11 protein-coding genes are annotated in these 12,484 nt (G+C 34.6%); 6 read left to right on the forward strand and 5 right to left on the reverse strand.

From position 1 onward, the window contains the following. Nucleotides 1–200: 200 nt before the first annotated feature. The 3 genes from HGP29_RS11820 (at nucleotide 201) to HGP29_RS11830 (ending at nucleotide 5,075) form a co-directional block, all read left to right on the forward strand. On the forward strand, nucleotides 201–2,387 hold the full coding sequence (locus HGP29_RS11820; protein ID WP_168882613.1) for a PKD domain-containing protein: 2,187 nt from the start codon (nucleotides 201–203) through the stop codon (nucleotides 2,385–2,387). Nucleotides 2,388–2,549: 162 nt separating this feature from the next. Next, nucleotides 2,550–3,533: a helix-turn-helix domain-containing protein gene (locus HGP29_RS11825; RefSeq protein ID WP_168882614.1), complete on the forward strand. Its 984-nt coding sequence runs from the start codon at nucleotides 2,550–2,552 to the stop codon at nucleotides 3,531–3,533. A 132-nt stretch (nucleotides 3,534–3,665) separates the two neighbouring features. Continuing rightward, nucleotides 3,666–5,075: a DUF1254 domain-containing protein gene (locus HGP29_RS11830; RefSeq protein WP_211093276.1), complete on the forward strand. Its 1,410-nt coding sequence runs from the start codon at nucleotides 3,666–3,668 to the stop codon at nucleotides 5,073–5,075. A 98-nt stretch (nucleotides 5,076–5,173) separates the two neighbouring features. On the opposite strand, the gene HGP29_RS11835 is transcribed toward HGP29_RS11830, so the two are convergent. Continuing rightward, nucleotides 5,174–5,740 (reverse strand): carbonic anhydrase, encoded by a 567-nt coding sequence (locus HGP29_RS11835; RefSeq protein ID WP_168882616.1) that lies wholly within the window; start codon nucleotides 5,738–5,740, stop codon nucleotides 5,174–5,176. Between the two features lie 305 nt (nucleotides 5,741–6,045). On the opposite strand from HGP29_RS11835, the gene HGP29_RS11840 reads away from it, so the two are divergent. Continuing rightward, nucleotides 6,046–6,507 (forward strand): hypothetical protein, encoded by a 462-nt coding sequence (locus HGP29_RS11840; protein ID WP_168882617.1) that lies wholly within the window; start codon nucleotides 6,046–6,048, stop codon nucleotides 6,505–6,507. A 61-nt stretch (nucleotides 6,508–6,568) separates the two neighbouring features. Here HGP29_RS11840 and HGP29_RS11845 read toward each other — a convergent pair whose 3' ends face one another. Then, nucleotides 6,569–7,204 (reverse strand): hypothetical protein, encoded by a 636-nt coding sequence (locus tag HGP29_RS11845; RefSeq protein ID WP_168882618.1) that lies wholly within the window; start codon nucleotides 7,202–7,204, stop codon nucleotides 6,569–6,571. Beyond that, entirely contained in the window at nucleotides 7,188–7,679 is a 492-nt protein-coding gene (locus HGP29_RS11850; protein WP_168882619.1) for an RNA polymerase sigma factor, read from the reverse strand. The genes HGP29_RS11845 and HGP29_RS11850 overlap by 17 nt, the downstream gene beginning before the upstream one ends. Nucleotides 7,680–8,034: 355 nt before the next feature. Between HGP29_RS11850 and HGP29_RS11855 the strand changes: the two genes are divergently transcribed. After that, complete coding sequence (locus HGP29_RS11855; protein WP_168882620.1) at nucleotides 8,035–9,432, forward strand: OmpA family protein; 1,398 nt, start codon at nucleotides 8,035–8,037, stop codon at nucleotides 9,430–9,432. A 69-nt stretch (nucleotides 9,433–9,501) separates the two neighbouring features. Here the strand turns inward: HGP29_RS11855 and HGP29_RS11860 are convergent, their stop codons facing one another. Next, a complete protein-coding gene (locus HGP29_RS11860) occupies nucleotides 9,502–10,152 on the reverse strand; it encodes a hypothetical protein (RefSeq protein ID WP_168882621.1) in 651 nt (216 codons plus the stop codon). 766 nt (nucleotides 10,153–10,918) lie between these two features. Between HGP29_RS11860 and HGP29_RS11865 the strand changes: the two genes are divergently transcribed. After that, complete coding sequence (locus HGP29_RS11865; protein ID WP_168882622.1) at nucleotides 10,919–11,272, forward strand: hypothetical protein; 354 nt, start codon at nucleotides 10,919–10,921, stop codon at nucleotides 11,270–11,272. Here HGP29_RS11865 and HGP29_RS11870 read toward each other — a convergent pair. Next, nucleotides 11,263–12,402 (reverse strand): cysteine desulfurase family protein, encoded by a 1,140-nt coding sequence (locus HGP29_RS11870; protein ID WP_168882623.1) that lies wholly within the window; start codon nucleotides 12,400–12,402, stop codon nucleotides 11,263–11,265. The two genes, HGP29_RS11865 and HGP29_RS11870, sit on opposite strands and share 10 nt — an antisense overlap. Between the last annotated feature and the right edge of the window lie 82 nt (nucleotides 12,403–12,484).

Below are 12,484 nucleotides of genomic sequence, written 5' to 3' on the forward strand. Positions count from 1 at the left end.
AAAAGTGATCTTTTAAAAAATTATAGGTTTCAAAAGGTTACAATGCTATGCGTAGTGATTGTGAGCCTTGTTGAGTATATCTAAACTCCCTAATTTTGTAATAATTAAAACGCATACTTTCATCTACTTTATTCTTAAAACTACCTCACTCGTCCAAGTCCAAATGATTGGATGCAATAGCTACTTTTTAACTAAATAGCATGAAAAAACTTCTATTCTCTTTGGTGTTTATTCATCACATCTTTTCAGTTTTTGCTCAAGAATCTTTAGAAGGAGTCTATACCGTTAGTGAATCAGGAGACTTTCAAACTATAGATGATGCAGCAGAAACACTCAATCAAACTCCTTTTGGTGGTGATGTTACTTTATTAATTGATGAAGGAACACACTATGGTAATCTAATTTTAGATAGCCTAGAGTTGAATGGGTTTACATTGTCCATTACTTCTAATGGAGAAAAAGAGAATACAATTATTTATCCTTTGGAATCGGAGGATAATTACAAAACAGGTTTTTATTTTAAAAATATTTCTGGACTGAATATCTCAGACCTCATCTTTAGAAATGATTCCATTGGTGATGCACCTTTAGATAGACTAGTAATTACTAATAGTGTCATAAAAATAGACTCTTGTGATAACGTTCAGATCAACAATATTACCATAGAGTCGGATACAGTTGATGATTTACAACTTGAAATGTTTGTTTCTGCAAATATTGCCATGGAAGGGGTCAATGAGGTGGAGATCGATTCTTGCTTTTTTGAATCAGCATTCTTTAACCTTGCTTTTTCAGACTATGACAGTTCAACCAATATAAAAGTACAGCACTCTACTTTCCAATATTCTATTTTTGATTTAATCGGTAGAGGACAGTATGGAGGAGACTTCGAAATAAATAATAATCAGTTTTTATCGGAAAGAATTGTCTCATCGACCAACCATATTTATCTACATGGAAGTAGTAGAGAATACCCTTCAAGAACTGGTTTTATTGGAGATGTGAAAATCACTAATAACGCATTCAATGGGATAAACTCTTCGGGAAATACAAAGTGCATTTATCTGCAATATTTCTCTAATGCTTTAATAGAAGACAACGATATTCTAGGTGGATATTATGCCATGTTCCTAACTTACGGTGATACAGTGTTGGTCAATAGAAATAAGATTTCCACTACCTTATATTCAGGAATTGAATGTGCAGCCAATAATGTCTATCACATAACAAACAACACTTTTATTTCTCATAATGCCAGCTATATCATCGATGATCAGGTAACAAGAGATGAGCTGGTCATTGCGAATAATACTTTTTACAGGCAAGAGGTTCCCAATCATTCTACTTCTGGTTTTCTTCGTCTAAGAGACTTTGAAGGGGACTCATTGGCGATCGTCAATAATTTATTTGTATTAAGTGATACTATTAGTAGAGGCATACGTTTAGAATACTTCGATTTTGATATCAACTCTTCTAAATGCCTGATTGACCATAATGCTTTTATTAAGAGTAACGATCAAGCAGAGTTACTAAGCCTTTACTCTTTCAGAAGAGTAACAGTGAATGGGGAATCAGATATCGATTCTTCATTTGTAACATTGGAAGATTGGCAAAACTTTCAATCCAATTGTGATCAGAATACGATGGTTACTGCTGATCATAATCTTAAATATATTCCGGCTTCTTCTACAGATGGAGAATCCTTTATCAAAACGGCAGATTTTCATCTCACCAATGGAACAACTTTCCGTAAGGGTTTATTCTATGAAGGAATCGGTACGGATATCGATGGAAATCCCCGTAGCGAATACGCGGGGGTAGACTTAGGTGCTGACCAATATTATTTAGAGCATGCGGTAGTTGCGGAAACATGTGATGAAGATCTAACCTTGTCATTTTCCCATTTGGATGAAGTAGTAGTTTCCTACACTTGGTATTTTGGTGATAGTACTACTTCCTCTGAGGTAAACCCTACGCATACTTATTCAGATTTAGGACAGTATACAGTGTCTTTGGTCGTTTGTGATAGCAGTGGCTATTGTGATAGTACTTCTTTTGTTATCAATATTGAAGACGAGGATTGTAAAGTAGAATTAGAAACCCCTCTTGCAGCTTCTCTGACAGACAAAGTATCAATTTTAGTATATCCAAATCCAACGAATGGGCCTATCCACTTTACAAGTCAATTATTAAGTGGAGATGTGGGTGCACAGTTGATCAATCTTTCTGGAGAACTGTTATTTGAAGGAATAGGAACCTTACAAGATATCAGTGTGGATTTAAGCGAGGTACTGAAATTAGTCTCGCCAGGGGTTTATATCCTAAAGGTCGATGATGAAGAGAATCATTTTACTAAGAAGATAATTGTTGGAGACAACAACAAATAATATAAATACAAAAATCTTTCTCAAAGTTTATAATCAATAGCAAATAAGACTTAGGCCCAGGGGATATCCTGGGCTTATTTATTTCCTATAAATGCCAACTTTATCCCCAAAGTTTTTCATCTTAGTAATGAATTAAAGAAATAGCATTAGAGTAAGTATTCTATGGAGTTGAATATTAAGGACGGTAGTGCCTTTGAGATTTTAAGTCAAGTACATGAGAAATTAGGAGGCGAATTGACGGAAAAAAAGTATGAGGTTCATAATGAATTGGTAGACATCGTCGCACATCAATTTATCTTGATTAGAGGAAGTAACATTATGGTCAATTCAGTCAATACCAAAGAAGATCTGAATTATAATGTTATTGGAGATACTTCCGGTAGCCGCTTTATCAACTTCCGTTTTGAATATAATGCAGACCTTATCCGTAACACTTCAGACTTAAATGAAGAAGTAGACTTTCCTGTAAGTGGTATCGCCATTTATGATACTTCCTATTCTTTTAAGACCTTCAATAAAAAAGACCGATTGAACCAATGGGTATCGCTTCGCATAGAGCGTACACAAATTAATGGCTTGTTTTATGAATTTGAACGCTATTTGGATGTGATTTTCCCAGAAGGGCAACAGTTGGTCCGATATGATATTGTGCCTCTAGAAATGCATCTACTTCTAAAGGATATTTTTGATCTTAATTTGGATGAAAGAACACCTGTTGTCAATAGCATTATTCTTTCTAGATTAATTGAATGCTTAGGCATCTTTTATCAACGCTCCATCGATAAACATTATAAGGCGACACATAATCTACACCCTGATGATTTAAAACAACTGATGGAAATGAAAGATACATTGATTAATCCTTACAAACCTTTACCTTCCTTAGCCAATTTGGCTGAAGGGTATGGATATTCTTTATCAAAACTGAAGAGAGATTTCTCTAGTGTCTTTGGATCAAGTATCAAAAAGTTCCATACCGACTTACGCTTAGAGACGGCAAAACAGTTATTACAGAACGAAAATAGGAGTATCACAGAGGTATCGAGAATGGTAGGGTACAACAGTATCTCTAAGTTTTCGGCAGCATTTAAAAAGAGTTATCAGATTTCACCTAAGGAAGCATCAACTAAATATCAGAAAAAATAACATTTGGCTTTTTGGTATACAGTTAGAACTTTAATCACAAATTGCAACTGCTTTACCCGCGTTTTTAATTACATAAAGAATTTAAATCAACCGATGCTTCTCAACAGAAAAATCGGTCTAGAATCAATTGTAATGAGAAACAACTTAACCACCTATTTTAGTAAAAAGCTGAGTGTAATAATGGTCAGTCTAATAGTGATCACTTCCACTTTTGCTCAAGAAAATCACAAAGAAACAGTGGCCTACAAACAAGCTTATAATTTAGCTGTACAGGCTACTATTTATGGTTGGGCACCTGTAATGATGGATGTCGCTTTGGAGCTACAAACAGACGTTGATGCTCCCATGAATAACGGTCAGGCTCCTATCAATCAATTGGGGCCCATCACAAGACTTTGGGATTATAGAGACCGTTCTTATACTACACCCAACAACGATACTTATTATATCCAAGGTTGGGCAGACTTGGAAGATCAGCCGATGGTGTTATATATTCCCCCAGTAAAGAACAGGTATTTTATCGAACAAATATTAGATATGTATACCGAATCTGTAGTAGACCTTTGTAATGCTACTATCGGTGAGGAGGGCGGTTACTTTATCCTTGCCAAGAGAGGAAAGGCTTTTGACAATCCGAATTATCTACCTGTATTTTATTCTAACACAAGATATATTTGGTTGGCAGGGCGACTTGGAGTAAGTGCTTCAGCAGAAGACCATAAAATTGCCCAACAATTACAAAAAGAATTTAGATTAATGCCTTTAAGTGAATACCCTAATGGTGGTGTTCAGCCAGTGCCTTTGGTTAGAAAGGGAGCACCTAAAGTGAAATTCCCTAAAGGTTTGGCATGGTTCAAACGATTTGAAAAAGTACTTTTAGAAAACTATCTGGAAGAAGACAAAAGCATCACAGATCAGTTTAAATATATAGGCATTGGTAATGGCCAAATCGATGAGCTTTCGGAGGTGCAGAAGGAGGCACTAGTACAGGGTTTTGCAGATGGTTTTGAGATGATATTACATACTGCTCAACATACAAATACACCGGTAAATGGTTGGAATTATGAATATACAGCAGGGAAATATGGGGCAGACTATTTACAAAGAGCAGCCATTAATATGAACTCTATTGGTCTGAACTCGCCAGAAAGAGCCATGTATCCTAAACGATATTTTGATCAGAATGGAGAAGTGCTTCATGGGAAGAATGTCTATGAAATCACTTTGCCAAAAGACATGCAGGTCAATCAAGCGATGGGTGGTTTCTGGTCGATTACGATGTATGATGCTGAAGATCGTTTTATGGTAGACAATGCCATCAATAGATATAAAATTGGTTCGATGACAGAAGAGCTTGAATACAATACGGATGGGTCGCTAACGATTTATATCTCCTATGAGCAGCCCAAGGATCCAAAGCAGTTGAAAAATTGGTTGCCTGCGCCTAATACTGACTTTATGTTGCAAGCGAGGTTTTACGAACCAACAGAAAAAGTAGTGAATGGAGAGTTCCATTTACCACAGCTATACCTAACGAAGTAATAAAAAAATAGGCTATTTCCATAGATGGAGATAGCCTATTTTTAGATACCAAGATCTTGTGTGTGTAGTGTAATAAAATTCGCAGTTCCTTTCGAATCTTATAAGAAGTCTACTTTTCCTGAATCTAAGTTATAGTAAGCAGGAACGATTTTCACCTTACCGCTTTCTACTGCTTCAGTGATAATAGAAGATCTCTTCACTAACTCATCAGCATTTAACTCAGCATTTTTCTTCACTACAGTGTTTACGTCAGCACCTTCACCTGAAGCTACAACTGCAGGAGTAATTTGACATAATAAGTGGTTTAAGTTGTGTCCGTTGTCACCTCCGCCTAAAGCAGCTCCTACAGCACCACAGCTTTGGTGTCCTAAAACAACAATTACAGAAGATCCTAAGTGAGCAACAGCATACTCAATAGATGCAATACTGTCTGTATTTGCAATGTTACCTGCAACACGAACTACGAATAGTTCACCTAAACCTTTGTCGAAAGCGATTTCAGGAACAACTCTAGAGTCAGCACAGCTAAGAACGATTGTATTTGGCTCTTGACCATCTACTAAATCTGCTCTACGAACACTATCTCTAAGGTTTCCATCTGCTTTGTCTTGGACGAACTTTTCGTTACCAGCTTTTAAGCTTTCGATAATTTCCTGTTGTGTCATACTTAGTTTTAAGATTAAGATTGTACTTCTTGTGTAATAAATTCTTCTGAAAGATAAAGGCTAGATCTCAAAAATAAAAAGGCAGCCATATATTTTCATTAGTATACAAATCACACTTTATTAACGGACCATAGTTCCTCGTCTATGATAAATTTTGTCTAAAATCTTCAGTGATAACACCTTACAAAAGGTTTTGTTTATTGATAATCATTCACTTTCATTGTCTTAATTTAATTGCGCTGCACTGTGTTTTAGTGGTATCTTGCAGATTATTAATGAATTAAGCTATTTTCAACTTACGATTCATGAACACTCAACTATCAGAAAGCAGCTACAAAGAAGAGGTGAAAATCTATTATGATTCTCCTCAGAAATTAACACAATTTTATTGTGGCGGGCTTTTCGTAATTATAGGCATACTATTGACACCTTTTAATTCAATAGACCTTATCGAATACATTTTTCCGGTAATCGTAGTCCTTTTTGGAGCATACATTACTGTGAAATCCTATATACAATGGAAAAATATTAACCCTCAATTGCTTTTCAATGAGGAAGGCATCAAGCTAAGTAATGGTGAGATCATCCACTGGAATGAAATCTCTATTATCGAAGCGATAGAGAAGGAGGGATACATGAAAGGGAGTACTACTTTTTTAGTAATTGAAAAGATTGATGGCCAATACTTAGAGCTATCGCTCAATGATTTCAATACTACGGCAGAGGAAGTGAATAGTATACTTTATAAGTTTATTCGTGGCCTGTAGCTCACCCTGTCATGAAAATAAAAAATCCGAAGTAGTCATCACTGCTTCGGATTTTTTTATGTTATAAATCTGCTTTTAACTCTTCCATATCCTTTATCATATCCTTCAGTTTTCTAAACTGAGCACCATAAACAATATTCATGTCCATATAATAAAGTTTTTTAGTGAAGAGGCAGAGTAAAACCGCACCAATTCCAAGTATAATTAACCAATGGATTGGCATACCATAGAATAACTCTTCCGGAGCAAAATTGTCTTGGATGGTTTGTTGTAATTCCGATTGCCATACCCCCATTGTAAACAGAATCAACAAGGCAGGGTAGACATAGCGGTAAATTTTGGTATATCCTTGAATTAGTTCTTGCAACCAATCATTAAACTGATGGATATACGTATAGCTATTGTCCGTTTTATCTAAAGAAGTGAGTTCATCTAATTTTTTCTTACCATAGTAAACAACAAACCAGAGGTGTAGTGAGATAAGTACCCCAAAAGTGAATGCTTTGAGTAGCCCACTAACGATTAGGATGGGCACAGTAAAGATCAGTATACCCCATAAGTTGATCTTAAAGTCTCGAATAAACTTATCGACAAAATTAATCGACTTCTTTTCATAGAGTGCATTTATCTTTGGAGCCACTAACGCGTCTTGGTCGATAAATCCTTTTTTCCAGATAGATTCAATTGACTTTTCCATTTAATATCTTTTTTAATCGTTCTTTAATTCGTTTAATTCTTACCCCAATATTATTGGGGGTTACCTGAAACGTATCAGCAATTTCCTTATTACTCTTCTCCTCTAGATAGAGAAGAATAATGGCCCTGTCGATTTCGGAGAGTTGACGGATCGCATCATAAAGCATTGCAAGGTCCTCGTCAGGAAAAGCTTTACTTTCCTCATAGAGCTCTGGAGGAAGGTAATCACTAGCAAAGTTCTGAGCGTTGTTCTTTTTCTTTTTGAGTAATGTTAGGCAAACATTTAATGACAGTCTATAGACCCAAGTCGACCAATCAGCATCTTCCTTAAAATTGTCTTTGCTTCTCCATAGTTGTAGACAAACTTCTTGGAAGTAATCTTCAAAATCCTCTTGGGAGTTGGTATATGCCCGGCATATCTTAATAATGATACCACTATGAGGCTGTATAAATGTAGTATAGAAATCACTGCTCACGTTTCTTTTTTATTTTTATTAGTGGCTTGCGTTAGGATAATATTACACCCTTCTTCAATTTTTTTCAAAAAACTTTTTTGGGTATCGAAATACTGCCCTAAAATAACGTGGTTATAGTTTGGGATTATGATCATTGCTTACAAAGAAATGACTCAACTATGATGTCTCACTACGAAATAGATATTTATTCTTTAAGTAACTCTTGGTAAAAACATTCAATATTTAGTGTCGTTTGTCAAAATATGACAAGTAATTGGCTTTATTATTCTCCTGTGACCTCAGAAAACAAGAGATGACTCTTTGGTATATCAATTGAAACATAGGGTATATAGAATGAACCAAAACTTTTTTTATTATGTCATCTCTTTTCAAAATAGTACTTTCCTTTACCTTGTGTTGGTTACTTCCAATGAGTTTACAAGCACAATTTGCTCAAGTATTTTTCCATAAAAATCAGCATCAATTAAATTATAAAGCGAGAACGGTCCTCGATAATATTATATCAAAAAGCAAAGAAAGTGGTGCTTGCCGCGAACTTACTTTATATGGATTTACTGATCAGGATGCTTCCTTTGAGCACAATAAGAAATTGGCGTTGCAGCGTTCGATGTCGGTCTATCATTATTTATTAGAAGCAGACGCTCCCTTTATCTATAATTTTGTAACCATTGGTGAGGACGATATAGAAAAAGTACCTGATCATATCAAAGATAAAGAAGCCTATATGAGAAGGGTCGACTTAAAGTTCAAACGCAGCCACTATGATCGTACCTTTACAAAACAAGACTTCCCTAAAGAAGAATTTCTTATTGACCTGACCAGAGACACGACCATAGTAGGTCAGCAGGGAACAATACTGAACATTCCTGCTTACAGCTTTGCACTAACTGAAAATAAAGAAGTAAAGATTGTTTTAAGAGAAGCATATACTGCTTCTAGTTTTATAAAAAATAAGCTGACTTCTGAAACAAACGATGGTGGTTTACTATCCTCTAAAGGAATGATACATGTAGAAGCCTATAAGGAAGGAGAAAAGGTAGATTTGGCTCCCTATAAATATATCTCTGTGAAGTTTAAAGGGAAGAAAGATGGAGATGGAATGTCTCTGTATTATCCAAAAAAAGTAAGAGATGAGATGTTGTGGGAAAACGAACAAGATTTCTCCTCCCAATATTTAGCTAACAATATGTACTTCTCTTGGAGGTCGTATGCCTATTACGAAACCTATGAGCCGGTAAAGGATACCATCAGCTTATCACATGAAATTGATACCTTGATTGATGGAAAAAAGTATGTCTATACCAGAATTTATAAGCCAAGAGAGAATATCAATTATACATCTCTTACGGAAATGTCTATGGATGTGCCTGCAGTGGACAATTACTTTAATGCATTTAGTCTTGGTTGGTTGAATTGTGATAGACTGAATGGTTTCTCTGAAAACCAAGTCACAGAATTATATGTAGATATTAAAAGTGATGACCAAGCACCAAAAGCAGTGCTATATTTCCCCAAATTAAACGCGATTACTTCGAGTCATTATCATATCGATGGGAAAGCTTATTTCTATCAAATACCTAAAAATGAGGAAGCCTATTTGGTGTCTTATTTTTCAAGAAATGGGGAAAACATTCTGTTTGGTAGTAGAAAGATCAACACCTCTACAGAGAATATTCAATTGACATTACAACGCATTACTCCCTATACTCTAAACAGAGAGCTTGAGAAATTGGATCAGTCCATCAGGCAATGACCCTTATTGTACTTCAAGCAAACTTCAAAAAAAAGCGGAAGGTGTAACTACACCTTCCGCCACTTTATTTTATACGATAACGCCTAAACTTTCAATGATCTGTTCATCATCATCGGTAGCAAAGCGAGCCGCGACCATAAACTCATCGCACCATTCGATCAGTGCGGAGATGCTCTTGTTTTTCTTTTCAGTAAGTGTCTGATCCAACCCTTTATCTAGAGTATTCTGCGATAACAGTTTCTCAAGTTCTTTGATCTCTTTAGTGAAAAGCTTTAGATTTTCTTCATCCAGTCTTAGTGCCAATAATTTAGCATGAATCGCCTTATTGGCCTGTAGCTTTTGGATTAGTTTCTTTACGTTATCGATTTGATCCGTCTTTGGTCTCGGAAAACGTTGGTTGAGCCCCAGATCAGCAATCAGAATAGCATCCTTTTTAAACAATACCTTTAAGCCTTTTCTGATCTTACTGATTTTGTCTTTAAAGACCATATAAGCCTCATCTCTCTTTATTCTGGTCTTTTGTGATTCTACCTGTTGAAGGTAGTTGTTGTCTACATCTTCTTTGGCCTTTTTTTGTAATGCTAGCCCTTGTTTGATTTTCTTCTCATCGTACCCCACAGTAGTTAACCGTTGCTGAAGCCCTTCGACCTCTGGGATATTACTAAACATACGTTCAGTAAAACTTAATAGTTCGCTTTCTTTTAATGATTTAAAGTTCATAATAGTTGAGTTTTGAGTTCATAAGAATAACGTTAGCAGTTTTGTCTATGCTCTGAGACATTTTACGGTTACACTCCTCTGTTTTAGTCTTACCCGCCCTTATTTTGGCGTTGCATATAGGCATTTTTACATTACATGCCCCTGTTTCACCGTTACTTCAAGGCAAATTCGTATTACATACCCATGAATTATCGTTGCATATACCCATTTTTATGTTGCAAAGGGTCATTTTACCATTACATCGGTCTATTTTATGGTTACCTAACCATAAACTGACGTTACATCAGGGCAAATCAGGATTGCATCCATATAAATAAGCGGATTGAAGGTATAAATCGAATAAACAGTAGGGTATTGGACTAGAAATAGCACTTCTATAGTTAGAAGAATCGTATAATGAATAGATCCATAGACATAAAATTCCCCTTAGAAAGTAGAAGGAAACACATAGTTAGCTTTATTATTTAATGAACAAGTTGAAAAATTAATTACGTTAAACAGCTGATTAGCTTTCGGTTGTAAAGATAGACTTAACCAGATGAAATGCAAAAGTCTAAGTGTATTTATCTGTTTCTTGTAAAATCATTTAAATAGTAAGTACTTTTTTTACTACAATTTCTTTATAGACCCCTAATATTATTATTAAATAAATAGAATATTGCTGAACGTATCAAGGTTATGTTCTTTGTAGTTTAATTTGTTTTAGAAATAGTAGTATTTCTTGACAAATAAAAATGATTCATAATTCTTAAATAATACATCTAAAATGGGATTTTTCAGTTGGATAACTCAGGACACTAACAGGAGCATAGCAAACGTAAATTCTTCTAAAGAAACGTTTCCTGTTTACTTAGTTGATAACAAAGGAAACTATTGGAAAGAAAATCTTTACAAAGGTTACGGTTCTTTTTGTGGTAAGGATTATTTTGAGCTTTTAGCTGAAATGAACGGAATTACAGTAGTAGAAGCTCAAAAACAAAATAAAGAGTTGAGAGAACTTGGAATTTGTTTAGAAGGAAATAATATCAAATACCCAAACCTTGTAGAAAATTTAGAAAATTGGGTTTGGAGAAATGAGGAGCCTAAGAGTTGTAGAGATCAAGGTTTTTTTTATGATTGATGACTTTCTTTTAATGATAAGATAAAGCTACTAATCTGTTTGGTAGCTTTTTTTATTTCTTCAATCGTATTTAATATTGAAAATGAAAATCTTAGACTTGAAAAAGCATCATCGTCAGAAAAATTCATAGCTCTTAATACATGAGAGGGTTCAATAATTTCAGCTGTACATGCTGACCCTGAGCTAAATGCTATTTCATTTTCAAATTTCCTTAAAAGCATATTACTATCTATACCTTTAAAATTGATGTTTGAAATATTAGGTAATCTATCAACCTTATTAGCATTTACTTCAACACTTTTTAGTTTAGTTATTTCCTTTTCAAAATACTGTTGAAAGTGTTGAAGTTTTTCAATGTTTTCTTCCAAATCAATAAAAGCTAATTCACATGCTTTTCCTAGGCCAATGATATTTGAAATATTATATGTACCTGATCTAAGACTATTTTGTTGTTGTCCTCCATGTATTTGAGAAATAAGGTTAATTCCTTCCTTGATCAATAAACCACCAACTCCTTGAGGGCCATGAATTTTATGACCAGAAAATGTTAGTAAGTCGATATTACTGTAATTTAGATCAATTGCTAATTTTCCAACAGCTTGTGTTGCATCAGTCATAAAAATAACGTCATTCCTTTTACAAATATCACTGATTTCGTTTATAGGTTGTATAACCCCAGTCTCATTATTAGCATACATGATAGTGACAAGAATAGTTTCATCAGATATTGATGTCTCAATATCTTTTGGATCAATAATACCATTTTGATCTGGGGTTAAATATGTTACTTCAGCTCCTATATCTTCTAAAAATTCACAGGTATCTAACACAGCTTTATGTTCAGTTTTAGAAGTAATAATATGATTTCCTTTTTCAAAATAGGATTGGAAAATTCCTTTTATAGCAAGGTTTATTGATTCTGTAGCACCAGAAGTAAAAACTGTTTTATAATCTCTTGCATTAAATAAAGCTTCAACTTTTTGAATAGAATTATTTAATGCATTCTTAAGTTTTTTCCCATAAATATGAGTACTTGAAGCATTGCCAATTTGATGCTCATAAGTATCGATAATAACTTCTAATACTTCTTTTTTAATAGGTGTAGATGCGGCGTTGTCTAAATAAATCATAATACTTTTTAAACGTACCTACTATACGTTCATCTTTTTTACTTTTACTTCTAAATATAAGATGTATTTCTACGAATATAGT

Origin of the sequence: Flammeovirga agarivorans, from assembly GCF_012641475.1 — a bacterium.
Taxonomy (GTDB): domain Bacteria; phylum Bacteroidota; class Bacteroidia; order Cytophagales; family Flammeovirgaceae; genus Flammeovirga; species Flammeovirga agarivorans.

What these genes read in the sequence shown, in the direction of transcription:
- HGP29_RS11825 (WP_168882614.1), top strand. Translation starts at nt 2,550, where the DNA reads ATGGAGTTGAATATTAAGGACGGTAGTGCCTTTGAGATTTTAAGTCAA.
- HGP29_RS11865 (WP_168882622.1), top strand. Translation starts at nt 10,919, where the DNA reads ATGGGATTTTTCAGTTGGATAACTCAGGACACTAACAGGAGCATAGCA.
- HGP29_RS11830 (WP_211093276.1), top strand. Translation starts at nt 3,666, where the DNA reads ATGAGAAACAACTTAACCACCTATTTTAGTAAAAAGCTGAGTGTAATA.
- HGP29_RS11870 (WP_168882623.1), bottom strand. Translation starts at nt 12,402, where the DNA reads ATGATTTATTTAGACAACGCCGCATCTACACCTATTAAAAAAGAAGTA.
- HGP29_RS11855 (WP_168882620.1), top strand. Translation starts at nt 8,035, where the DNA reads ATGTCATCTCTTTTCAAAATAGTACTTTCCTTTACCTTGTGTTGGTTA.
- HGP29_RS11860 (WP_168882621.1), bottom strand. Translation starts at nt 10,152, where the DNA reads ATGAACTTTAAATCATTAAAAGAAAGCGAACTATTAAGTTTTACTGAA.
- HGP29_RS11835 (WP_168882616.1), bottom strand. Translation starts at nt 5,740, where the DNA reads ATGACACAACAGGAAATTATCGAAAGCTTAAAAGCTGGTAACGAAAAG.
- HGP29_RS11820 (WP_168882613.1), top strand. Translation starts at nt 201, where the DNA reads ATGAAAAAACTTCTATTCTCTTTGGTGTTTATTCATCACATCTTTTCA.
- HGP29_RS11845 (WP_168882618.1), bottom strand. Translation starts at nt 7,204, where the DNA reads ATGGAAAAGTCAATTGAATCTATCTGGAAAAAAGGATTTATCGACCAA.
- HGP29_RS11840 (WP_168882617.1), top strand. Translation starts at nt 6,046, where the DNA reads ATGAACACTCAACTATCAGAAAGCAGCTACAAAGAAGAGGTGAAAATC.